This is a genomic window from Bradyrhizobium sp. USDA 4486 (assembly GCF_054057995.1).
In genome coordinates this window covers 1213833-1235804 of the sequence record NZ_JBSRZV010000001.1, presented here as the reverse complement: position 1 = coordinate 1235804, position 21972 = coordinate 1213833, and the positions used below count along the sequence as shown (strand labels likewise).

The 21972-nt window shown below is 65.3% G+C and carries 16 protein-coding genes and 1 riboswitch; of the genes, 6 read left to right on the top strand and 10 right to left on the bottom strand.

The genetic code is table 11. From position 1 onward, the window contains the following. Positions 1-33 precede the first annotated feature (33 nt). From cynS to ACVWY3_RS05920, 4 genes are all read right to left on the bottom strand, one after another. Positions 34-522 (bottom strand): cyanase, encoded by a 489-nt coding sequence (cynS, locus tag ACVWY3_RS05935; protein ID WP_456837626.1) that lies wholly within the window; start codon positions 520-522, stop codon positions 34-36. A gap of 100 nt (positions 523-622) precedes the next feature. Next, complete coding sequence (locus ACVWY3_RS05930; RefSeq protein ID WP_456837625.1) at positions 623-1552, bottom strand: ABC transporter ATP-binding protein; 930 nt, start codon at positions 1550-1552, stop codon at positions 623-625. A gap of 153 nt (positions 1553-1705) precedes the next feature. Then, positions 1706-2545 carry a nitrate ABC transporter permease gene (gene ntrB, locus ACVWY3_RS05925; RefSeq protein ID WP_456837624.1) on the bottom strand — a complete coding sequence of 280 codons (840 nt, stop codon included), beginning with the start codon at positions 2543-2545 and terminating at the stop codon, positions 1706-1708. A gap of 82 nt (positions 2546-2627) precedes the next feature. Next, entirely contained in the window at positions 2628-4007 is a 1380-nt protein-coding gene (locus ACVWY3_RS05920; RefSeq protein WP_456837623.1) for a CmpA/NrtA family ABC transporter substrate-binding protein, read from the bottom strand. 160 nt (positions 4008-4167) lie between these two features. Here ACVWY3_RS05920 and ACVWY3_RS05915 point away from each other — a divergent pair, with 160 nt between their 5' ends. Continuing rightward, positions 4168-6114: a sigma 54-interacting transcriptional regulator gene (locus ACVWY3_RS05915; protein WP_456837622.1), complete on the top strand. Its 1947-nt coding sequence runs from the start codon at positions 4168-4170 to the stop codon at positions 6112-6114. A 117-nt stretch (positions 6115-6231) separates the two neighbouring features. Here the strand turns inward: ACVWY3_RS05915 and ACVWY3_RS05910 are convergent, their stop codons facing one another. Genes ACVWY3_RS05910 through ACVWY3_RS05900 form a run of 3 tightly spaced genes read right to left on the bottom strand, consistent with a single transcriptional unit; the run spans position 6232 to position 8858 of the window. Then, positions 6232-7107 carry a sulfurtransferase gene (locus tag ACVWY3_RS05910; protein ID WP_456837621.1) on the bottom strand — a complete coding sequence of 292 codons (876 nt, stop codon included), beginning with the start codon at positions 7105-7107 and terminating at the stop codon, positions 6232-6234. Positions 7108-7167: 60 nt separating this feature from the next. After that, positions 7168-8280 carry an acyl-CoA dehydrogenase family protein gene (locus ACVWY3_RS05905; RefSeq protein WP_456837620.1) on the bottom strand — a complete coding sequence of 371 codons (1113 nt, stop codon included), beginning with the start codon at positions 8278-8280 and terminating at the stop codon, positions 7168-7170. A 35-nt stretch (positions 8281-8315) separates the two neighbouring features. Further along, positions 8316-8858 carry an OsmC family protein gene (locus ACVWY3_RS05900; protein WP_456837619.1) on the bottom strand — a complete coding sequence of 181 codons (543 nt, stop codon included), beginning with the start codon at positions 8856-8858 and terminating at the stop codon, positions 8316-8318. A gap of 246 nt (positions 8859-9104) precedes the next feature. Between ACVWY3_RS05900 and ACVWY3_RS05895 the strand changes: the two genes are divergently transcribed. Continuing rightward, positions 9105-9758: a TetR/AcrR family transcriptional regulator gene (locus ACVWY3_RS05895; protein WP_456837618.1), complete on the top strand. Its 654-nt coding sequence runs from the start codon at positions 9105-9107 to the stop codon at positions 9756-9758. Positions 9759-9879: 121 nt separating this feature from the next. Here ACVWY3_RS05895 and ACVWY3_RS05890 read toward each other — a convergent pair whose 3' ends face one another. After that, complete coding sequence (locus tag ACVWY3_RS05890; protein ID WP_456837617.1) at positions 9880-11079, bottom strand: TrmJ/YjtD family RNA methyltransferase; 1200 nt, start codon at positions 11077-11079, stop codon at positions 9880-9882. Between the two features lie 339 nt (positions 11080-11418). Here ACVWY3_RS05890 and ACVWY3_RS05885 point away from each other — a divergent pair, with 339 nt between their 5' ends. Beyond that, a complete protein-coding gene (locus ACVWY3_RS05885; protein ID WP_456837616.1) occupies positions 11419-12633 on the top strand; it encodes an NADP-dependent isocitrate dehydrogenase in 1215 nt (404 codons plus the stop codon). 129 nt (positions 12634-12762) lie between these two features. Here the strand turns inward: ACVWY3_RS05885 and ACVWY3_RS05880 are convergent, their stop codons facing one another. Together ACVWY3_RS05880 and alaS are read right to left on the bottom strand one after the other, a co-directional pair. Then, positions 12763-13989, bottom strand: a complete 1227-nt coding sequence (locus ACVWY3_RS05880; RefSeq protein WP_456837615.1) for a cyclic nucleotide-gated ion channel — start codon at positions 13987-13989, stop codon at positions 12763-12765. A gap of 6 nt (positions 13990-13995) precedes the next feature. After that, on the bottom strand, positions 13996-16677 hold the full coding sequence (gene alaS / locus ACVWY3_RS05875) for an alanine--tRNA ligase (protein ID WP_456837614.1): 2682 nt from the start codon (positions 16675-16677) through the stop codon (positions 13996-13998). A gap of 222 nt (positions 16678-16899) precedes the next feature. Next, a riboswitch (glycine riboswitch) is annotated at positions 16900-16988 on the top strand. Between the two features lie 146 nt (positions 16989-17134). Between alaS and gcvT the strand changes: the two genes are divergently transcribed. The 3 genes from gcvT to gcvP all read left to right on the top strand — a co-directional run bounded on the left by gcvT (position 17135) and on the right by gcvP (position 21700). Beyond that, a complete protein-coding gene (gene gcvT / locus ACVWY3_RS05870; RefSeq protein WP_456837613.1) occupies positions 17135-18283 on the top strand; it encodes a glycine cleavage system aminomethyltransferase GcvT in 1149 nt (382 codons plus the stop codon). Between the two features lie 8 nt (positions 18284-18291). Beyond that, positions 18292-18660 carry a glycine cleavage system protein GcvH gene (gene gcvH / locus ACVWY3_RS05865; protein WP_456837612.1) on the top strand — a complete coding sequence of 123 codons (369 nt, stop codon included), beginning with the start codon at positions 18292-18294 and terminating at the stop codon, positions 18658-18660. A 175-nt stretch (positions 18661-18835) separates the two neighbouring features. Further along, positions 18836-21700 (top strand): aminomethyl-transferring glycine dehydrogenase, encoded by a 2865-nt coding sequence (gcvP, locus tag ACVWY3_RS05860; RefSeq protein ID WP_456843300.1) that lies wholly within the window; start codon positions 18836-18838, stop codon positions 21698-21700. The last annotated feature ends 272 nt before the right edge of the window (positions 21701-21972 follow it).

Sequence of the window (21972 nt, the reverse complement as noted above, 5' to 3'; positions counted from 1 at the left end):
CCATTCGCTACTCGCAATTCGCCGTTCGCCCCCTCACTCCTCCTTGAAGCCGTACTCCGGCACATTGCCGCTGGCACCGTAATATTTGTACGGCAGGAATTTTCCGCTCATCGTGATCTTGACGCGGTCGCCCTTCGGGTTGGCGACGCGCTCCATGGCCATGTCGAAGTCGATCGCCGACATGATGCCGTCGCCGAATTCCTCCTCGATCAGCGCCTTCCAGGCCGGACCGTTCACCATCACCATCTCGTAGAAGCGGTAAATCAAGGGATCGGTCGGCGGCATCCGCGTGCCGGTGCCGCGCATCGGCACCTCGTTGAGCATCGCAACTTCCGCCTTCGACAGGCCGAACAGCTCGCCCGCATTCGCCGCCTGCGGCTTTGTCAGCTTCATCTGGCCGAGGATCGCGCCGACGATCAGAACTTCGGAGTAGCCGCCGATCTTCTCGCAGATGTGTTTCCAGCTCCAGCCCTTCTCGCGCTTGATGTCGAGCAGCTTTTCGGTGAGGTCTTCGCGTTTCATTCTCGGGTCTCCTCTTCGTTGGATGTCAGTGCGCCCGGGCAAAAGCGCAAAGCGCCTCTTCAAATAGAATGTCCCGGGCATCCACGTTCTTGGCCGTGGTTCAAGAAGACGTGGATGGCCGGGACAAGCCAGGCCATGACGTCTCTCCAGGCGGCTCCAGCTTCGCATCTGATGCGATCGTCAGCCCGGGCTTGCCGATGTGGACCACGGGCACGTTGCGCGGATCGTGATCGGGCGTCTCGGCGGCAAAGCTCTTGCTGCGCGTCACCAGGAAATCGATGATGTGGTTGCGCAGCGCGTAGTAGAGCGGATGGCGGTGCAGGTCGGTACGGCCGCGATCCCTGGGCAGCGGGTTCTCGACGACCTCGGCCAGCACCGCGCCCGGGCCGTTGGTCATCAGGAAGATCTTGTCGGCGAGATAAATGGCCTCATCGACGTCATGGGTGATCATGAACGCGGTCTGCCCGGTTTCGAGACAAATCCGCCGCACCTCGTCCTGGAGCGTGCCGCGCGTCAGCGCGTCCAGCGCCGAGAACGGCTCGTCCATTAGCATCATCTTCGGCGTGATCGACAGCGCCCGCGCGATGCCGACGCGCTGCTTCATGCCGCCTGACAGCTCGGAGGGACGCTTGTGCTCGGAGCCGGAGAGGCCGACGAGGTCAATGAAAGTCTGCGCATGCGCCCTCACCTTCGCCCGATCCCAGCTCCGCCATTTCGAGCTCACGGCATAGGCGACGTTGCCGAGCACGGTGCGCCAGGGCAGCAGCGCGTGGCTCTGGAAGATCACGGCACGGTCGAGGCTGGTGCCCGCGATCGCCTGCCCGTCAACGATGACGGCGCCCTCGCTCGGCGCATCGAGGCCGGCGAGAATGTTGAGCACCGTGGTCTTGCCGCAGCCGGAATGGCCGATCACGCAGCAGAACTCGCCGCGGGCCATCGACAGCCAGAGATTCTCGAATATCGTCGTCGCGCCGCCCGCGCCCGGATAGCGCTTGGCAATGCCTTCGATGGAGATGAATTTGTCGGTCATGTCAGGTCTGGTGTCCCGCACGCGGTGCAGCGTGCAGCGGTGCGCCGCAGATGCGGGACCCATGTCGCCACAATGGGTCCCGGTTCAACACTGCAACTCTGCGCGCTGCAGTGCGCCCGGGACACGGGAGTGATGGTCATTGAACCCACAGCCCTACTCCGGAAACGTGACCATGCGCGTGAAGCGCGCCAGGATCTGGTCGAGCAGCATGCCGACGATGCCGATCAGGAGGATGGCGATGATGACGTTGGTGATCGAGAGGTTATTCCACTCGTTCCAGACGAAGTAGCCGATGCCGGTGCCGCCGACGAGCATCTCGGCCGCGACGATGACGAGCCAGGCGATGCCGATCGAGATGCGCATGCCGGTCAGGATCGTCGGTGCCGCCGCGGGGAGGATGACGGTGAAGGCGCGCCTGACGGTGCCGACCTCCAGCGTGCGCGCCACGTTGATCCATTCCTTGCGCACGCTCGCGACGCCGAACACGGTGTTGAGCAGCATCGGCCAGATCGCGCAGATGAAGATCACGAAGATCGCGGAGGCCGAAGAGTCCTTAATGGTGTAGAGCGCCAGCGGCATCCAGGCCAGCGGCGAGATCGGCTTCAGCACCTGGATGAAGGGATCGAGCGCCTTGCTCAGCAGCGGCGACATGCCGATCAGGAATCCGAGCGGAATGGCGACGAGCACGGCGAGCAGATAGCCGGTGCCGACGCGCGCGATCGAATAGGCGAGCTGGATGCCGAGCCCCTTGTCGTTGGGGCCGTTGTCGTAGAACGGCCGCTTCAGATGCTCCCAGAGCTTGGCGCCGACATCGAGCGGCCCGGGCATCGCGGATTTGCCCTGCGTTGCCGTCAGGCCCATCAGCTTGGCGTATTCCGGGCTCATCGTCGCGACCGGCGCGGTGGAGCGCGTAGCCAGATGCCAGATGCCGAGGAAGGCAGCGAGCAAGACGATGGAGAGGAGGCTGGCGCGGAGACGGAGGGAGGACGTCATGACGCAACCTCCGCCACGCGTGTCCCGGACGCGATGCAGCACGAAGCGCTGCGCCGCGCCCGGGACACGAGAGCGGCGGACATCACGACGCCCTCCTGATCTTGAAGCTCGCGACGTAATCCTCAGGCTTCTGCGGGTCGAACGTCTTCCCCATCACGGCGAACGATTTGTAGGCGGTTGCCGGCGGCGACAGGCCCATCTCGGTCATCAGCTTCTTGGTGTCGGTGGCGAGATACACCTGCTCGGCGACCGCCTTGTAGTCGACATCGCCCTTGATCTGGCCCCAGCGCTTCATCTGCGTCAGCATCCACACCGCAAAGGATTGCCAGGGGAACGGATCGAAATCGACGCGCTTGGCATCGGTCTTCACCCCGCCGAAGCCGTCGGCGTAGGTGCCGGTCAAGACCTGCTCCAGCACGGTGACCGGCGCGTTGATGTAGTTGGCGGGCGCGATCGCTTCCGCAATCTGCTTGCGGTTCTCCGCCTTCGACGCATAGGCCGTGGCATCGACGATGGCGCGCGTCAGCGCCGCAAAGCTGTTCGGCGCTGACGTGATGAACTCCTTGCTGGCGGCGAAGCTGCAACAGGGATGGCCGTCCCAGATCTCCTTCGACAGCAGATGCATGAAGCCGACGCCGTCATAGATCGCGCGCTGGCAGATATTGTCCGGCGCAAGGAAGCCGTCGATATTGTCGGCGCGCAAATTGGCGACCATCTCCGGCGGCGGCACCGAGCGCAGCTGCACGTCGGTGTCAGGGTCGAGCCCGTGCTCGGCGAGGTAATAGCGCAGCAGGTAATTATGCATAGAATAGTCGAACGGAATCGCGAATTTCATGCCCTTCCAGTCCGCAGGATTGCGTTTGTCCTTGTGCTTGGTCGCCAGCACGATGCCCTGCCCGTTGATGTTCTCGATCGCCGGCACGGCGAACGGAATCGCGTTGGCACCGAGCCCCAGCGAGATCGCGATCGGCATCGGCGCCAGCATGTGCGCGGCGTCGTATTCCTTGTTGATGGTCTTGTCGCGGATCACGGCCCAGCCGGCGGTCTTGACCACCTCGACATTGAGACCGTGCTTGGCATAGAACCCCATCGGCGCCGCCATGATGATTGGCGTCGCGCAGGTGATCGGGATGAAGCCGACCTTGAGGTCCTTCTTCTCGGGCGCGCCGGCTTGCGCGAACACCTCGGTCGCCGTCTTCAGCGGGAAGAACTGCGACAGTGCCGCGAGCGCAGTCGACGCGCCGACCGACTTCAGGAAGGCACGCCGCGCCACGTCCTGCGGAAACATCGCGCGCATCACGGCGGAGGCGACCACGCCCTCGTAACGCTTCTCCGCGCTCGCGAGCGGTTCGCAATGCAGCGACGTCGCCTGCTCGTGCTCAGCCGCGGAACGATGCTGGCCGCAGCCACAGCCGGCTCGAAGCTTGCGATCGGGATCAAACGGATTGTCGAACGTGGACATCGGCCCTCCTGCGCGTCGTTGCGAGGAGCAATTACGCAAGGAGCATGCCATGCCCCTTCGGGCGTCCAGTGCCTTGACGACGCAGCACTTTCGCCCGCGCTTGGCCGCTACGAAAACTCGTGATAAACGAGATTTCGTAGTTCAATTACGAGATTTCGCAATGGCAACGACGCCAATCTCCGTCCACGACGATGTGGCTCCTGTCATCGACCCGCGCATCGCAGCTTTCGAATCCTCGGTCGAGGCGACGCTGCTGGTCGATCCTTTCGCCGACCAGATCGTCGATGCCAATCCCGCCGCCTGCGCCCTGCTCGGCTACGACCGCGCCCTGCTGCGGCAGACCAGGGCCAGCACGCTTCACGCCGGCGAGCTTGCCGCCCTCACCGTCTTCACCCAGGCCGTGCTGCACAAGGGCGCCTATTGGACCACGGCGCTCAATCCCCGCCACGCGACCGGACAAGATCTCCGGCTCGAATATGCCGGCTGCCTGCTTCCGCATGGCGGCCGCACGCTGCTGCTGCTGACGCTGACCGATCTCGAAGCGCGCCGCCGGCGCAATGTCGATGCCGCCGCCGAAGACCATATGCGCGGCGGCATCTCGACCTGGCAGCGGGTCGAGCGCGTGTTCCAGGACATCGAGCGCGAGAACCAGCTGATCCTGCGCGCGGCCGGCGAAGGCATCTATGGCGTGAACGCGGAAGGCAAGACCACCTTCGTCAATCCAGCGGCCGAACGGATGCTGGGCTGGACCGCCGAAGAGCTGGTCGGCAAGGAGATCCACCCGATCGTCCACCACACCCACCACGACGGCCGGCACTATCACAATCATGATTGCCCGATCTATGCGGCGTTCCGAGACGGCGCCGTGCACCAGGTCGACGGCGAGGTGTTTTGGCGCAAGGACGGCTCGCCGGCCTGGGTCGAATACACCTCGACACCGATCCGCGATCGCGGCGTCGTGGTCGGCGCGGTCGTGGTGTTTCGCGACGTCAGCCAGCGCCGCGAGGCCGACGAGAAGCTGCACGCAGCGCTGGCCGAGGTCGACCGTCTGCGCGAGCGGCTGGAGTTGGAGAACGCCTACCTCCAGGAGGAAATCCGCATCGAGACCAATCCGCGCGGCATTATCGGCGGCAGCGAGGCGATCCAGAAGACGCTGCGCCAGGTCAAGCTGGTGGCGCCGACCACCGCGGCGGTGATGATCACCGGCGAATCCGGCACCGGCAAGGAGCTGATCGCGCGCGCCATCCACGAGGACTCCACCCGCAGCGACCGCCCGCTGATCCGCGTCAACTGCGCCGCGATCCCGCGCGAATTGTTCGAGAGCGAGTTCTTCGGCCATGTCCGCGGCGCCTTCACTGGCGCAACGCGCGACCGCATCGGCCGCTTCGAACTCGCCGACGGCGGCACGCTGTTCCTCGACGAGGTCGGCGAGATTCCGCTCGAATTGCAAGGCAAGCTGCTGCGCGTGCTGCAGGAAGGCCATTTCGAGCGCGTCGGCGAGGCGCGCACCCGCGCGGTCGACGTTCGCGTCATCGCCGCGACCAATCGCGATCTCAAGCAGGAGGTCCAGCGCGGCCGCTTTCGCGAAGACCTCTATTTCCGCCTCAACGTATTCCCGATCGAGACGGTGCCCTTGCGCGAGCGGCGCGAGGACATCCCGCTGCTCGCCCAGCATTTTTTGACACGCGAAAGCAAGGCGCTGAAGTCCAACCTGCGCCTGTCGGAAGGCGATGCGCGGCGGCTGACCCGCTATGACTGGCCCGGCAACGTCCGCGAACTGCAGAACGTGATCGAGCGCGCCGCGATCCTGTCGCAGAATGGCCGCTTGCGCATCGATCTGCCGGATACATTAGGCGCACAAGCTCCGGCCGGAGCCACCCGCCAGAAGGCCGACGCGCGCCCCGCCGTCATGACATCGTCGGAGATGCGCGACCACGAGCGCGCCAACATTCTGGCCGCGCTCGAGGCCTGCGCCGGAAAAGTCTTTGGCCCCGGCGGCGCTGCCGAGATGCTCGACATCAAGCCGACCACGCTGGCCTCGCGGATCAAGGCGCTAGGAATCGCGCCTCGTCCCCAAGCGGCCCATCCTTCGAGACGCCCGCTTTAGGCGGGCTCCTCAGGATGAGGGCGGAGTGCGCGGCAGCAGTTTCAACAGGCACCGATGCCGCTTAGCCTCATCCTGAGGAGACCGCGAAGCGGTCGTCTCGAAGGACGAGGCGCGCGCTCAAGCCGCCTTGGTCGTCACACCTGCCATCGGCAGCCCCTGCTCGATCGGCAGCGAGGGATCGCGCGACCATTCGTTCCAGGAGCCGAAATACATCCGCACGTCCTTCACGCCGGCGTTCTTTAGCGCGAGGAACGTGTTCGAGGCGCGCGCGCCCTTGAAGCAGTAGAGATAGACCGGCGTGGTCTGCGAGATGCCGACCGTGGCGCATTCGGCCAGAATCTCGTCCTTGGACTTGAAGCGCGGGCCTTCGGCTGTCGGCTTCATCATCCGATACCATTCCAGCCACACCGCGCCCGGAATGCGGCCCTTGCGCGGGCAGAAATCCTTGCCGTACGGGGAGGAGCTGTCACCGATCCACTCGTCGACGTCCCGCACATCGAGGATCGCGATGCCCGGCTTGCCGACCGCGGCGAGCATGGTCTTGGCGTCGATCAGGATCTCACCGGCTTCAGGCACGACCGCGAACGAAGCCTTCACTGGCGTCGGCACGTCCTTGGTCACCGGCAAGCCCGCCGTCGACCAGGCGTCGAAGCCGCCATGCAGCACCTTCACCTTGGGATAGCCGAGCATGGTGAGCAGGTAATAGCCGCGGCAGGACTGGCCGAAGCCGGAGTTCATCGACTGCTCGTAGACCACGGCGGTCTCCTTGCCCGAAAGGCCGGCAGCGCCGAACGCATCGGCGAATTTGGTCTTCAGCTCGGCGATGCCATCCGGCGTCGAGGTTGCGAGGAAGGTGAAGATTTCATGCACGTTGACGGCGTTCGGCAGATGTCCGGCCGCGTAGGCGTCGGGATTGCGGGTGTCGATCATGACACATGGCTCTGTCTTCAAGAGATCGGCGAGTTCGACGGCATTGATCAGAACGTCAGTCATGGAAGCCTCTCCGTTGAGGTGGGTGGTCACGAGGGTCGTCTTGGGGTGGACTCGTAGAGATCAGGCATCGGCGAGCATCTTGCGCAGCTGCTTGGTGGCCGGCGTGACGATCGCAACGAAATAGGCCTCGCGCAGGCGACGCTGCGCGCGATGGCTTTTGAGATAGCCGCGCGCGCCACAATGCAGCATCGCGGCATGGGCCGCCGCGACACTGGCTTCGCCGGCGCGCAGGCGCAGCGCGACCACTTTGCGCCAGTAGGTCTCCTCCTCATTGTAGGGATCGCGCGCCAGCGCCATGGTCTCGCTCTCGAGCTCGGCGGCGAGATCGCGGAAATGGACGGGCTGCTGCGGCAGGTAGCGATTGACGTGGCCGAGGGAACCATCGACCTCGTCCATGATGTTGATGCAGTCCCTGATGACGCCGAGTGCCATGCCGGCCTGGAGCAGGATGAAGCCGGCGCGGATCTTCTTGACGAAGGGTTCGGCGGGATCGGCCAGGATCAGCTCGTCCGGCACGAAGACGTCTCGGAACTGCACGCCATAGGTGCCGGTGCCGTCCATCGCGAGGAACGGCTTGCATGGCGTCAGCGTGATCGCGGGGTCCGAGCAATCGGCCAGAAACATCACCGTGCCCTGATCCTCCTCGCATTCGAAGATGGTGCCGAAGAAATGGTCGGGGCCGAGATTGGACACCCAGGGCAACGCGCCGCGCACGATGTAGCCGCCGTCGACCTTCTTCCCCTTCAGCTTCAGTTTCTCGATGCCGAAGAAGCTCTTCATCGGGTTGGACAGCCCGGTGCCGCCGAGCACCCGGCCGGTCGAGAAGGCATCGCCGAAGCGTTTGGCCAGCTTCAAATTAGTCGAGTTCGCTGCGTACCAGACCAGCGTGTTCTGGCACCAGGCCATGAAGGCCGTGGCGCCGCAGACCTCGCCGATCGCCGCCATCGCCTGGATGGCGCAGCGCAGATCAGCGGGACCTTCATGGGGCACGTGGCTGCCCCAGGCGCCCACCGTGCCGAGTTCGCGCAGCACCTCGGACGGATAGACCGATCCGTCGTCGATGCCTGCGGCGAGCGGCGCGAGCCGCTCCCGCGCAATCCGCGCCACCTCGCCGGTGATGGACGGTGCGGGCTGATCCAGAACGGCGGCCCGCGATAAAGCCAGTGAACCCATGATCGTCTCCCGCACCCTGTCCTGCCTGTCCGCCGCTAGATGCCGACCTCGAGATTGACCGGGCGGGTGAAGGTGTTGGCGACCGGCGACCATTTCTTCACATGTCCGACCAGCGCGTTGATCTCGTCCGGCGAGATGCCCTCGCATTCCATGTCAACCTTGACGCGGACATCGGTGAAGCCCACCGGCTTGTCGGAGGTGTCGCCGGTGCCCCAGACTGCGGTGATGTTGAGGTCGCCTTCGAGCTCAAGCTCGAGCTTGTTGACGGTCCAGCCGCGATGCACGGCGTTGGCGTGCAGGCCGACGGCGAGGCAGGAGCCGAGCGCGGCGAGCGAAGCCTCCGACGGGTTGGGCGCGGTATCGTCGCCGAGTAACCCCGGCGGCTCGTCGACGATGTAGGGCGGCAGGTTGCGGATGTAGTTGGCGTGGCGGAATTTGCCTTCCGCGACCGTCTTGCACTTCAAGGTCTTGATGACCTTCGGATTCGCCTTGCCATTGGCGATCAGTTGCTCGAGGCCATTCTTGTCGATCGGCGCGAGGCAACCCGTCAGCACGGTCTTCTGAACGACGGCAGTCATCTTCTTCTCCCTGGCAGAAGTGAAAATCGGCAGGATACCGAACGGTCTGTTTTCTTGCATGGAGCGTGCCAGAGCAGCCCGAGAACGAAATGCGAAGCATTCGAGCCGCTTAGCCGCCGCTGCCTGCCGATTGACCAGCGCCCGCTTGCTCAAGGGCAATGCAGATGGGCGAGCCTCTGCGAATCTTTTCAGCGCGGAACAGATGCGGCTTGCTGATGCGGCGCGGCTGCGGCTAAGTTTGGACTTATGGCAAAAGCTTCCTCGAAGAAGACTGCAAACGCGCCGCATTCGGGCGCAGGCGACGACGAGTCCGCACGTGGGCGCCTGCTCAGCGCCGCAACGCATCTGTTCTGCAAGAACGGCATCAACGCCACCGGCATCGACGCGATCATCGAGGAAGCCGGCACCGCCAAGACCACGCTGTACAAACTGTTCGGCTCCAAGACCAATCTGGTCAACGCGGTGCTGGAGAGCGAAGGCAAGCAGTGGCGCGAATGGTTCATCGGCGCCATGGAAGCGGGTGGCGGCGACGCGCAGGCGAAGCTGGCGCGCATCTTTCCGGCGCTGAAGAGCTGGTTCGCCGAAGAGCGTTTCTACGGCTGCCCCTTCATCAATGCGGTCGGCGAGCACGACAAGGACGCCAAGCAATTCCGCAACATCGCGCTGAAGCACAAAAAGATCGTGCTCGGCCACATCGAGAAGCTCGCCGGCGAGCTCGGCTCCAGCGAGCCCGCAGTGCTGGCGCACCAGCTCGGCCTCATCATCGACGGCGCCATCGTCGCGGCGATGATCTCGCGCGACCCGGGCGTGGCCGATACGGCGGCGCTCACGGCCGGCCCCCTGCTCGGGCAGCCTAAGGCGAAGAAGAAGCGCGCGGCGGATCAGCTCGAGACGGTGTGATCCTGGCGTGATCTCGTAGGGTGGGCAAAGCGGAGCGTGCCCACCATCTCTGCGACACACAAAGTGTGGGCCCGGCGCTGCGCGCCTTTGCCCACCCTATGAGCCCTGTGCGCGACAAGACCTACGCGCTCTGCTCCACCATGCCCTGCAGCCGCACCAGCTCCGCCTCCAGATCGCGCTCCACGTCAGCGGCTCGGATATCCAGCACCCGATAGTCACGCGCCTCAAGCCACGCCCGCCGCGACGCGCGGTCGGCGGCGATGCTCTCACCCTCGCCCGGGTTCACCAGCTCGATCGCGATCCGGTGCGGGAACGAGACGAAGTCCGGAATGTGGCGCCCCACCGGGGTCTGGCGCTTGAACTGGCCGGCGAAGCGGCGGTCGCGGGTGAGCGCCTGCCAGAGCAGGCGCTCGGCATCGGTAGGATTGCGGCGGAGCAGGCGCGCGAGCCCGCGCACGGTCGAGGCGCTGTCGGAGGCGCCGCCGGCCTGGCCGTGCTCGGCGAGCAGCGCGCGCAGGCGCGTCGCCTGCTCGCCGTCGAGCACGCCGCCCTTGGCCGGGCCCTTGCGTCCCTCGGCGATCGCCATGACGACTCCGTGCAGCGTGTGCATGTCCTGCTTGGTCGGGTCCATCCGGGTGAAGATGTTGCGCAGGTTGACCAGCATGGTGTCGCGCTTCTCGGCCGGCCGCAGGAACTCCACCTTGTCGAGCTCGCGCACGAGGTTCTCGAAGAAGGCCTGGATCTGGTGCTGCGAGGCGCGCTCGGAACGCTCCGGCATGGCATGCGGCAGCGCGCCGGAGGTGGCCCGCTTGAACCATTCATAGCCGACCAACAGCACGGCCTGGGCAAGGTTGAGCGAGGCAAAGCCCGGATTGACCGGGAAGGTGATGATGCGGTTGGAGAGCCCGACCTCCTCGTTCGTCAGCCCCCAGCGCTCCCGGCCGAACAGGATACCGCACCTGCCGCCGGTCGCGACGTGCCCGGCGATTTCGCTCGCTGCGGCCTCCGGACCGACCACGGGCTTGGCCTGGTCGTGGGGGCGAGCCGTGGTGGCGAACAAGAGGTCGAGGTCGGCAACCGCCTGCTCCACCGTGTCGAACAATTCGACGTTTTCCAGAATATGGTCGGCGCCGGCCGCGGCCCGCTGGGCCGCGATATTCGGCCAGCCGTCCCTGGGATTGACGATGCGCAAGCGGCTCAGCGCGAAATTGCCCATGGCGCGCGCGGCCATGCCGATGTTCTCGCCGAGCTGCGGCTCGACCAGGATGACGATGGGACCATCGAGGGACAGGCCCGCCTTGCTCTTGTCAGTCCCCGACATCTCGCTTCGCTTTCACACTGTCTCTCAAGGCCTTGGCAAGGCGCTCTCAGGAATAGATTCAAGGCCGGACGCAGGGCCGGCCATGGCCGTCAGCCTGTCGTTTGCCTGTCCTGACGAAATTCTCAAGAGAAATAACGGGGTTAGATTCGACTTTTGAATCTCCCCTGAAACTTCATCCGCTCCCGCCGGTAGACCCCGCCCGTCCCCCATCTGTGGAAGCTGGATGAGCTAAAAGTGCATAATCCCTTGGCTTTCGCCCGCTGCTATCAGGTGCTAAGAGGCGGCGGATCTTCACGTTGGCGCGCCACTAGCGCCGTTCCCAAGAGGGCTTCCCCGATCATGGCAAAAATCAAGGTATCCAATCCCGTCGTCGAACTCGATGGCGACGAGATGACCCGGATCATCTGGCAGTACATCAAGGACAAGCTGATCAACCCGTTCCTTGACGTCGAGCTGCTGTATTTCGACCTGGGCATGGAGTACCGCGACCATACCAACGATCAGGTCACTATCGACGCCGCCGAGGCGATCAAGAAGGTCGGCGTCGGCGTCAAGTGCGCCACGATCACCCCGGACGAGGCCCGGGTGAAGGAGTTCAATCTCAAGCAGATGTGGAAGTCGCCGAACGGCACCATCCGCAACATCCTCGGCGGCGTGATCTTCCGCGAGCCGATCATCTGCAAGAACGTGCCGCGCCTCGTTCCCGGCTGGACCAAGCCGATCATCATCGGCCGCCACGCCTATGGTGACCAGTACCGCGCCACCGACGTCAAGTTCCCGGGCAAGGGCACCCTCTCGCTGAAGTTCGTCGGCGAGGACGGCACCGTGATCGAGAAGGAAGTGTTCAAGGCGCCGGGCGCCGGCGTCGCCATGGAGATGTACAATCTCGACGACTCCATCATCGACTTCGCCCGCGCCTCGTTCAACTACGGCCTCTTGCGCGGCTATCCGGTGTACCTCTCGACCAAGAACACGATCCTCAAGGTCTATGACGGCCGCTTCAAGGACATCTTCCAGGAGATCTTCGACAAGGAGTTCAAGAAGGAGTTCGATGCCAAGGGCCTGACCTACGAGCACCGCCTGATTGACGACATGGTGGCCTCGGCCCTGAAGTGGTCGGGCGGTTATGTCTGGGCCTGCAAGAACTACGACGGCGACGTGCAGTCGGACACGGTGGCGCAGGGCTACGGCTCGCTTGGCCTGATGACCTCGGTGCTGCTCACCCCGGACGGCAAGACCGTGGAAGCCGAAGCTGCCCACGGCACGGTGACCCGCCATTACCGCGAGCACCAGAAGGGCAAGGAGACCTCGACCAACTCGATCGCGTCGATCTTCGCCTGGACCCGCGGCCTGTCGCACCGCGCCAAGCTCGACAACAATGCCGAGCTCGCCAAGTTCGCGGTGACCCTCGAGAAGGTCTGCGTCGACACCGTCGAGGCCGGCTACATGACCAAGGACCTCGCGCTGCTGGTCGGCGCCGACCAGCGCTGGCTCTCGACCACCGGCTTCCTGGACAAGGTCGCGGAAAACCTCGTCAAGGCGATGGCGGCGTAAGCTGCCATCCGCAATTTTCGCCCGACTGGGCCAGACATCATCCCGGGCCGCGCCAAAAGCGCGGCCCGTTTCTTTTTCGAGAGCCATTGCGGAGACGCCGGCTACGTTTCAAGAAGAAAGGCTGGCCGCTCAGCCGTCCGTCCCTTCCTTCTCCGCCTGCGCCAGTTCCGCCGCCGCAAGATCGCCGGTCTCCTCCAGCCGCGCTTTTGCGGTTTCGTGGACGTGAGCGGCGAGCGTCGGCATGCGCGCGATCAGGGCGTGAAAGTCCTGGGCGTCGAGCAGCAGGAGCCGCGTCTTGCGCGTCGCCGTCACCGTGCCGCTGCGTTTGGTTTTATGCAGCAGCGCGATCTCGCCGAAGAAGGTGCCGTCGCCGAGCCGCACCTGCTGGCTCGGCAGCGATATCTCGACCTCGCCGGCGGTGATGAAATACATCGACGAGGCGACGTCGCCGCGGCGTACCAGCACCTCGCCCTGCTCGATGGTGCGCGCCCGCAACAGGCGCATGATGTCGGCGATCTCGGCGGCGGATAGATGCGAGAACAGCGGCACCCGCGCCAGCATGCCCCAGGTGACGACGAAATCGCGCCGCCTCACCTCTTCCGCGAAGGCTGAGGAGATGATCGCGACCGGCAGCGCGATCATGGCAAAGCCCGAGATGATCGCGAACACCGAGATGAATTTGCCGAGCGGCGTCACCGGCACGACGTCGCCATAGCCGACGGTGCCGAGCGTCACGATCGCCCACCACATCGCCTGCGGGATGGTGCCGAGCTTGTCCGGCTGCACGTCGCGCTCGACGGCATAGAGCAGCGAGGCAAACGTCAGCACCACACCGAACAGGATGACGACGCAGCCGATCAGCGCCCTTCGCTCGGCATGGACGGCCGCGAGCAGCGAGCGCATCGCCGGCGAGTAGCGGATCAGCTTGAAGAACGGCAGCACGCCGAGCCCGGCCAGGGTCGCGTGCCGGCCGGTGGCGAGCACGATCGCAGCCGGCAGGAACGCCAGGAGGTCGATGATGCCGAGCGCGGAGAAGGCATAAGAGAGCCGGTCGGAGAGCGCCGAGCCCTCGCGCTGGGTGTGCCCCGCCACCGTCCACAGCCGCGCCAGATATTCCAGCGCGAACACGATCACGGCGAAGACGGCGATCGCGCTGAACAGCGTGTCGAACCGCGCGTCCAGCTCCGGCACCGAAGCCAAAATCATTGCGGCGACGTTGAGCACGATGACGCCGATGATGAGCTGGATGAAGCGCGATCCGACCGAATAGGCCAGCGGATCGTGCTCCAACAATTCGTAGAGGCGATCCCTCAAGTCGGGATCGGAAAGCCCACGTCCTCGCGGAACGAGGCGCATGGTGCTTTACGCAGCCTCCATGGCTTTTTCGATCGCAGCCAGCGCCTCGGTCGCCTTGGCGCCGTCGGGGCCGCCGGCCTGGGCCATGTCAGGCCGGCCGCCGCCACCCTTGCCGCCGAGCGCTTCGGAGGCAACGCGCACCAGGTTCACGGCGTTGAAGCGCGCGGTGAGGTCGGCGGTGACGCCGACCACGACGCCGGCCTTGCCGTCCTCGGTGACGCCGACGATCGCGACCACGCCCGAGCCGATCTGCCTCTTGCCGTCGTCGGCGAGGCTCTTGAGATCCTTCATCTCGATGCCTTCGACCGCGCGCGCCATCAGCTTGACGCCGCCGGCCTCGCGCACGCTTGCCGCTGCGCCATTGCCGCCGGCCGAGGCGCCGCCGCCCATCGCGAGCTTCTTGCGGGCATCGGAGAGCTCGCGCTCGAGCTTCTTGCGCTCCTCCATCAGCGCGGCGATGCGCGCCGGGACGTCGTCGAGCGAGGTGCGCAGCTCGTTGGCCGCAGTCTTCGCCAGCGCCATGGTGTCGTTGGCGTGCTTGCGCGCGTAATTGCCGGTCAGCGCCTCGATGCGGCGGACGCCGGAGGCGACCGCGCTCTCGCTGGTCAGCGTGATCAGGCCGATATCGCCGGTGCGCTTGACATGGGTGCCGCCGCAGAGCTCGACCGACCAGCCGAGCGCATTGGAGCCGCGCTCGCGCGCGGTCCTGCCCATGGAGACGACGCGGACCTCGTCGCCGTACTTCTCGCCGAACAGCGCGCGCGCGCCGGCCTCGCGGGCCTCGTCGACCCCCATCACGCGGGTGGTCACCTCGTCATTTTCCAGCACGACGTCGTTGGCGATGTCCTCGACGCGGGCAAGCTCCTCCGCCGTGATCGGCTTCGGATGCACGAAGTCGAAACGCAGGCGGTCCGGCGCCACCAGCGAGCCGCGCTGGGCGATATGGTCGCCGAGCACCTGGCGCAGCGCCTCGTGGATGAGGTGCGTCGCCGAGTGATGCGCGCGGATCGAGGAGCGCCTGCCGTGATCGACCTCGAGCTGCAGCGCGCTGCCGACCTTCACTTCGCCGCTCTCGACGGTGCCGATATGCACGAAGAAGTCGCCGAGCTTCTTCTGCGTGTCGGTGACGCGGAATTTGACGCCGCCCTCGCCGGTCAGAACGCCGGTGTCGCCGACCTGGCCGCCGGACTCCGCATAGAACGGCGTCTGGTTCAGCACGATCGAACCCGTGTCGCCGGCCTTGAGGCTGGCGACCTCCGTGCCGTCCTTCACCAGCGCGGACACCACGCCTTCGGCGCTCTCGGTCTCATAGCCCAGGAATTCGGTCGCCCCGAGCTTCTCGCGCAGCGGGAACCAGATCGCCTCGGAGGCGGCTTCGCCCGAGCCCTTCCAGGACTCGCGCGCCTTGGCCTTCTGCCGCTCCATCGCGTCGGTGAACGCGGCCTGGTCGACGCCGATGCCGCGCGACTTCAGCGCGTCCTGCGTCAGGTCGAGCGGGAAGCCGTAGGTATCGTAGAGCGTGAAGGCGACGTCGCCGTCGAACATGTCGCCCTTCTTCAAGGACGCCGACTTCTCGTCCAGAATTGCCAAGCCGCGCGACAGCGTCTTGCGGAAGCGGGTCTCTTCCAGCCGCAGCGTTTCCTCGATCAGGTTTTCCGCGCGCATCAGGTCGGGATAGGCCTGGCCCATCTCGCGGACCAGCGCCCAGACCAGCCGATGCATCAGCGGCTCCTTGGCACCCAGTAGCTGCGCATGGCGCATCGCGCGGCGCATGATCCGGCGCAGCACGTAGCCGCGGCCCTCATTCGAAGGCAGGACGCCGTCCGCGACCAGGAAAGCCGAGGAACGCAAATGGTCGGCGATGACGCGGAACGAGGCGGCGTTCTGCTGGGTCGGTCCGCTGCCGAGCGCGGACGCGGTCGCGTCGATCAGATGACGGAACAGGTCGGTCTCGAACACGCTGTCGACGCCCTGCAGGATGCAGGCCATGCGCTCGAGGCCCATGCCGGTGTCAATCGAGGGACGCGGCAGATCGACGCGCTCCTCCTTCGTCACCTGCTCATATTGCATGAACACCAGGTTCCAGAACTCGAGGAAGCGGTCGCCGTCCTCTTCCGGCGAGCCCGGAGGTCCGCCCCAGATGTGATCGCCGCGGTCGATAAAAATCTCCGAGCACGGCCCGCACGGGCCGGTGTCGCCCATCGCCCAGAAATTGTCGGAGGTCGGGATGCGGATGATGCGGTCGTCGGAGAAGCCGGCGATCTTCTTCCAGAGGCCATGCGCCTCGTCGTCGGTGTGATAGACGGTGACGAGCAGCTTGTCCTTCTTCAGCCCGAAATCTTTCGTGATGAGCTTCCAGGCGAGCTCGATCGCGCGCTCCTTGAAGTAGTCGCCGAAGGAGAAGTTGCCGAGCATCTCGAAGAAGGTGAGATGGCGCGCGGTGTAGCCGACATTGTCGAGGTCGTTGTGCTTGCCGCCGGCGCGCACGCATTTCTGCGACGTGGTGGCGCGCTGATAGGGCCGCTTCTCCACGCCGGTGAAGACGTTCTTGAACTGCACCATGCCGGCATTGGTGAACATCAACGTCGGATCGTTGCGCGGCACCAATGGCGAGGACGACACGATCTCGTGGCCGTTCTCGGCAAAGAAGTTCAGAAAGGTCGACCTGATGTCGTTGACGCCGCTCATGTTCATCCAATCGGGTGTGCTTGGACCCGCCGATTTGCCATCCAAACCTGTCGATTGGGCTGATATCTGCGGGCCAATGCGCTTTTAGACAAGGCCAGCTTCGCTGTCCAGAAACTGTGCAGAGAGATCAGTGGGTTGCCGCAGGCGCGCAATCCCGTTGAAAGCCAAAAGGAGCGCGTTGACAGGCTTGGCTCCCCTGTGGTCTCTACCCATCTGTATCGTACGGCCACGTCGGGAGAGACCGGCTTCATTGCCGGCGCCGAAGGAGCAACCGCCCCGGAAACTCTCAGGCAAAAGGACCGCGTGGCTTTGACGACATCTGGAAAGAGGCGCCGGCGGGCTTAGGGCCCGGATAGCGTCCGCCGACGGGATAATACTCTCAGGCACAGCGACAGATGGGGCTTCGACTGGTTTGTCTCGGGGAATCGTCCCCGGGGAACCGCCGAGGGCCCCTGTGATGCTTGTTCCAGACGACAAGAACTCCCTGAAGCGTACCCCCCTTTACGACCTTCATGTGTCGCTCGGCGGCAAGATGGTGCCGTTCGCGGGCTATGACATGCCTGTGCAGTATCCCGCGGGCGTGCTGAAGGAGCACCTCCAGACACGTTCATCTGCCGGCCTGTTCGACGTCTCTCATATGGGCCAGATCGCGCTCCGGCCGAAATCCGGGAGGATCGAGGACGCCGCCCGCGCGCTGGAACGGCTGGTGCCGCAGGACATCGTGGCGATCGCGCCCGGCCGGCAACGCTACGCCCAGTTCACCAATGAAGATGGCGGCATCCTCGACGATCTCATGGTCGCCAATTTCGGCGACCACCTGTTCCTGGTCGTCAACGCCGCCTGCAAGGACGCGGACGAGGCCCATCTGCGCGCGCATCTCTCGGGCGACTGCATCATCGATTCGCTCGCCGATCGCGCGCTGATCGCGCTCCAGGGCCCGAAGGCTGAGGCCGCGCTGGCGAAATTATGTGCAGAGGCTCCTGCCCTGAAGTTCATGGATGCCGGCCCGCATGAGGTCGCCGGCCTCGCCTGTTTCGTCTCCCGCTCGGGCTACACCGGCGAGGACGGCTTTGAGATTTCGGTCGCCGCTGCTGACGCCGAACGCCTCGCCAAGATGCTTCTGGAAAACCCGGACGTGATGCCAATCGGCCTTGGCGCCCGCGACAGCCTGCGGCTCGAGGCCGGGCTTTGCCTCTATGGTCACGATATCGACACCATGACCACACCGGTCGAAGCCGCGCTGGAATGGTCGGTGCAGAAGAGCCGCCGCACCGGCGGTGTGCGCGCCGGCGGCTTTCCCGGCGCTGAAAAGATCCTCGCTCACTTCGACACCGGCGCATCCCGCCGCCGGGTCGGCCTGCGGGCCGAGGGCCGCGCGCCGGTGCGCGAGGGCGCGCTGCTGTTTGCAGATGACGCAACCGGCGAGCCCATTGGAAAGGTCACCTCGGGCGGCTTCGGCCCGAGCCTGAATGCGCCCGTGGCGATGGGCTATGTGCCCACGTCCCTGAGCGCGCTCGACACAAAAATCTTCGCCGAGGTGCGCGGGCAACGTTTGCTGCTCACCGTCGCCGCCATGCCCTTCGTGAAAAACACCTACAAACGCTGAGGATCGACATGACCACGACGCTGTACACTTCCGATCACGAGTGGCTCGCCATCGACGGCGATATCGCCACCGTCGGCATCACCGACTATGCGCAGCAGCAGCTCGGCGACGTCGTGTTCGTCGAATTGCCCAAGATCGGCCGCGCCTTGAAGAAGGCCGAAGCCGCCGCCGTCGTGGAATCCGTGAAGGCCGCCTCTGACGTCTACGCCCCAATCTCGGGCGAAGTGCTCGCGACCAACCCCGAACTCGCCGCCGAGCCGGCGCTGGTGAACACGGACGCGCAAGGCAAGGCGTGGTTCTTCAAGATCAAGATTGCCGACAAGAGTGAGCTCGGCGGCCTCATGGATGAAGCCGCCTACAAGGCCCATACGGCGTGAGATGAAGCGAACTCTGAGCTCATATTCGGTGTCATCGCCCGCGAAGGCGGGCGATCCAGTACGCCGCAGCTTCTCGGTTCAAGACGTGACGCCTGCGTGTACTGGATGCCCCGCCCCCGTGCGCAATTGCGCACTAGGCGGAGCATGACAGAGAAATCTAAAGCGAGGACCCATGATGACCGCGCACCGCAAATCCAACGGCGACACCGCCGCCTTCGTCCGCCGCCACATCGGCCCTTCGGCCCGCGATGTCACCGCCATGCTCGAAACTGTCGGCGCTAGAAGCGTCGACGCGCTGATGGCGGAGACGCTGCCGGCCTCGATCCGGCAGGCCGCCCCGCTCGATCTCGGCATGCCGCTCAGCGAGACCGAGGCGATCGCGCATATGAACGAGCTTGGCCGACAGAACCAGGTCTTCACCTCGCTGATCGGCCAAGGCTATTCCGGCACGATTTTGCCCGCGGTGATCCAGCGCAACATCCTGGAGAATCCGGCCTGGTACACGGCGTACACGCCCTATCAGCCCGAGATCAGCCAGGGCCGGCTCGAGGCGCTGCTCAACTTCCAGACCATGATCTGCGACCTCACCGGGCTCGACGTCGCCAATGCCTCGCTGCTCGACGAGGCAACCGCTGCGGCCGAAGCCATGGCGCTCGCCGAGCGGCATTCGCAGGTGAAGGCCAAGGCCTTCTTCGTCGACAAGGACGTGCATCCGCAGACGCTGGCGGTGATGCGCACCCGCGCCGAGCCGCTCGGCTGGAATCTGGTCGTCGGCGATCCCCTCACCGATCTCGACAAATCAGACGTGCTCGGCGCCCTGCTGCAATATCCGGGCTCTTCGGGCGCGGTCCGGGACTTGCGGCCCGCAATCGCGGCGCTGAAGGCCAAGGGCGCGCTCGCGATCGTTGCGGCGGACCTCCTGGCACTCACCCTGCTCGCCTCGCCCGGCGAGCTCGGGGCCGACATCGCAATCGGATCGGCGCAGCGTTTTGGCGTGCCGATGGGCTATGGCGGCCCGCACGCGGCCTATATGGCGGTGCGCGATGCGCTGAAGCGCTCGCTGCCCGGGCGCATCGTCGGCCTCTCCGTGGATTCGCGCGGGGCACCGGCCTATCGCCTTGCGCTGCAGACGCGCGAGCAGCACATCCGCCGCGAGAAGGCGACCTCCAACATCTGCACCGCGCAGGTGCTGCTCGCCGTGATCGCCTCGATGTATGCGGTCTATCACGGCCCCGAGGGCCTGACGCAGATCGCGCGCACCGTGCATCGCCGCGCCGCGGTGCTCGCGGCGGGCCTGCGCAAGCTCGGCCTTGCGTTGCAATCGGAAAGCTTCTTCGACACGCTCAGCGTCGATGCCGGCGCCAGGCGCGCCGAGATCGTCGCGCGCGCGGCAGCTGAGAAGATCAATCTCGGCGTCAGCGAGACCAGCTTGCGCATCGCGCTCGACGAGACCACGACGCCTGCGACGGTGGAAGCTGTCTGGCGCGCCTTCGGCGGCCAGCTTGCCTATGCCGAGATCGACGCGACCACGCGCGAGGCGCTGCCGGACGCGCTGAAGCGCACGACCGATTTCCTCACCCATCCCGTTTTCCACGCGCATCGCTCGGAGACCGAGATGCTGCGCTACATGCGCAAGCTCTCGGACCGCGACCTCGCGCTCGACCGCGCCATGATCCCGCTCGGCTCCTGCACGATGAAGCTGAACGCGACCACCGAGATGATGCCGCTGACCTGGCCGGAGTTCGGCTCGCTGCACCCGTTCGCGCCGCGCGAGCAGGCGGCCGGCTATCACACGCTGTTCGCGCGGCTGGAAAAATGGCTCTGCGACATCACCGGCTATGACGCGATCTCGCTGCAGCCGAATTCCGGCGCGCAAGGCGAGTACGCCGGACTTCTTGCCATCCGCGGCTATCACGCCGCGCGCGGAGAGAGCCACCGCAAGATCTGCCTGATCCCCTCCTCCGCGCACGGCACCAACCCCGCCTCGGCCGCGATGGTCGGCATGGACGTGGTGGTGGTCGCCTGCGAGAAGAACGGCGACGTCGACGTCAACGATCTCCGCGCCAAGGCGGAAAAGCATGCGAGCGACCTCGCCGCTGTCATGATCACCTATCCCTCGACCCATGGCGTGTTCGAGGAGCATATTCGCGAGATCTGCGACATCGTGCACGGCCATGGCGGCCAGGTCTATCTGGACGGCGCCAACCTCAATGCGCAGGTCGGCCTTAGCAGGCCCGGCGATTACGGCGCCGACGTCAGCCATCTCAATCTGCACAAGACCTTCTGCATCCCGCATGGCGGCGGCGGCCCCGGCATGGGCCCGATCGGCGTCAAGGCGCATCTCGCGCCGTTCCTGCCCGGTCATCCTGCGACGCAGGCAGATGCACCGGTCGGCCCGGTCTCGGCCGCGCCGTTCGGCTCGGCTTCGATCCTGACCATCTCCTACATCTACATCCTGATGATGGGCGGCGAAGGCTTGAAGCACGCCACCGAGATCGCGATCCTCAACGCCAACTACGTCGCAGCGCGCCTCGATCCGCACTTCCCGGTGCTCTACAAGAACGCCAAAGGCCGCGTCGCGCATGAGTGCATCGTCGATCCCCGTCCGCTCAAGACGACGTCTGGTGTTACGGTGGACGACATCGCCAAGCGCCTGATCGACTACGGCTTCCATGCCCCGACCATGAGTTTTCCGGTGCCGGGCACGCTGATGATCGAGCCGACCGAGTCGGAATCCAAGGCCGAGCTGGATCGCTTCTGCGATGCCATGATCGCGATCCGGAAAGAGATCGCCGAGGTCGAGGCCGGCCGCTTCAAGATCGAGGCCTCGCCGCTGCGCCACGCCCCGCACACGGTGCACGACATCGCCGACGACGATTGGAAGCGCGCCTACTCTCGCGCCGAGGGCTGCTTCCCCGCGGGCACCTCGCGCACCGACAAATACTGGTGCCCTGTGGGCCGGGTCGACAATGTCTACGGCGACCGCAACCTCGTGTGCTCGTGCCCGCCGGTGAGCGATTACGCGGAAGCCGCGGAGTAAGACGCAACGGAGGTTTCGTAGGGTGGGCAAAGCGGCTTGTCCGCCGTAGCTCGAAGAGCGAAGTGCCCACCATCTTTGCATGCGATGAAGGATGTGGGCACGGCGCTTGCGTGCCTTTGCCTATCCTACGGCACTGAACGCTTGTTTAAGGCGCGACCAACGATCGGCTTTCGCGATCCCACCGCCAGAGCCATTCGTTCGTCAGTTCGGTACCGCCCCACCAACGCTCGATCGGGTTGTAGAATCGGAAATCCTCGTCCCCTGCCAGCACC

What these genes read in the sequence shown, in the direction of transcription:
- ACVWY3_RS05885 (WP_456837616.1), top strand. Translation starts at nt 11,419, where the DNA reads ATGGCAAAAATCAAGGTATCCAATCCCGTCGTCGAACTCGATGGCGAC.
- ACVWY3_RS05915 (WP_456837622.1), top strand. Translation starts at nt 4,168, where the DNA reads ATGGCAACGACGCCAATCTCCGTCCACGACGATGTGGCTCCTGTCATC.
- ACVWY3_RS05895 (WP_456837618.1), top strand. Translation starts at nt 9,105, where the DNA reads ATGGCAAAAGCTTCCTCGAAGAAGACTGCAAACGCGCCGCATTCGGGC.
- ACVWY3_RS05910 (WP_456837621.1), bottom strand. Translation starts at nt 7,107, where the DNA reads ATGACTGACGTTCTGATCAATGCCGTCGAACTCGCCGATCTCTTGAAG.
- ACVWY3_RS05900 (WP_456837619.1), bottom strand. Translation starts at nt 8,858, where the DNA reads ATGACTGCCGTCGTTCAGAAGACCGTGCTGACGGGTTGCCTCGCGCCG.
- cynS (WP_456837626.1), bottom strand. Translation starts at nt 522, where the DNA reads ATGAAACGCGAAGACCTCACCGAAAAGCTGCTCGACATCAAGCGCGAG.
- ACVWY3_RS05880 (WP_456837615.1), bottom strand. Translation starts at nt 13,989, where the DNA reads ATGCGCCTCGTTCCGCGAGGACGTGGGCTTTCCGATCCCGACTTGAGG.
- ACVWY3_RS05920 (WP_456837623.1), bottom strand. Translation starts at nt 4,007, where the DNA reads ATGTCCACGTTCGACAATCCGTTTGATCCCGATCGCAAGCTTCGAGCC.
- alaS (WP_456837614.1), bottom strand. Translation starts at nt 16,677, where the DNA reads ATGAGCGGCGTCAACGACATCAGGTCGACCTTTCTGAACTTCTTTGCC.
- gcvP (WP_456843300.1), top strand. Translation starts at nt 18,836, where the DNA reads ATGACCGCGCACCGCAAATCCAACGGCGACACCGCCGCCTTCGTCCGC.
- ACVWY3_RS05890 (WP_456837617.1), bottom strand. Translation starts at nt 11,079, where the DNA reads ATGTCGGGGACTGACAAGAGCAAGGCGGGCCTGTCCCTCGATGGTCCC.
- gcvT (WP_456837613.1), top strand. Translation starts at nt 17,135, where the DNA reads ATGCTTGTTCCAGACGACAAGAACTCCCTGAAGCGTACCCCCCTTTAC.
- gcvH (WP_456837612.1), top strand. Translation starts at nt 18,292, where the DNA reads ATGACCACGACGCTGTACACTTCCGATCACGAGTGGCTCGCCATCGAC.
- ntrB (WP_456837624.1), bottom strand. Translation starts at nt 2,545, where the DNA reads ATGACGTCCTCCCTCCGTCTCCGCGCCAGCCTCCTCTCCATCGTCTTG.
- ACVWY3_RS05905 (WP_456837620.1), bottom strand. Translation starts at nt 8,280, where the DNA reads ATGGGTTCACTGGCTTTATCGCGGGCCGCCGTTCTGGATCAGCCCGCA.
- ACVWY3_RS05930 (WP_456837625.1), bottom strand. Translation starts at nt 1,552, where the DNA reads ATGACCGACAAATTCATCTCCATCGAAGGCATTGCCAAGCGCTATCCG.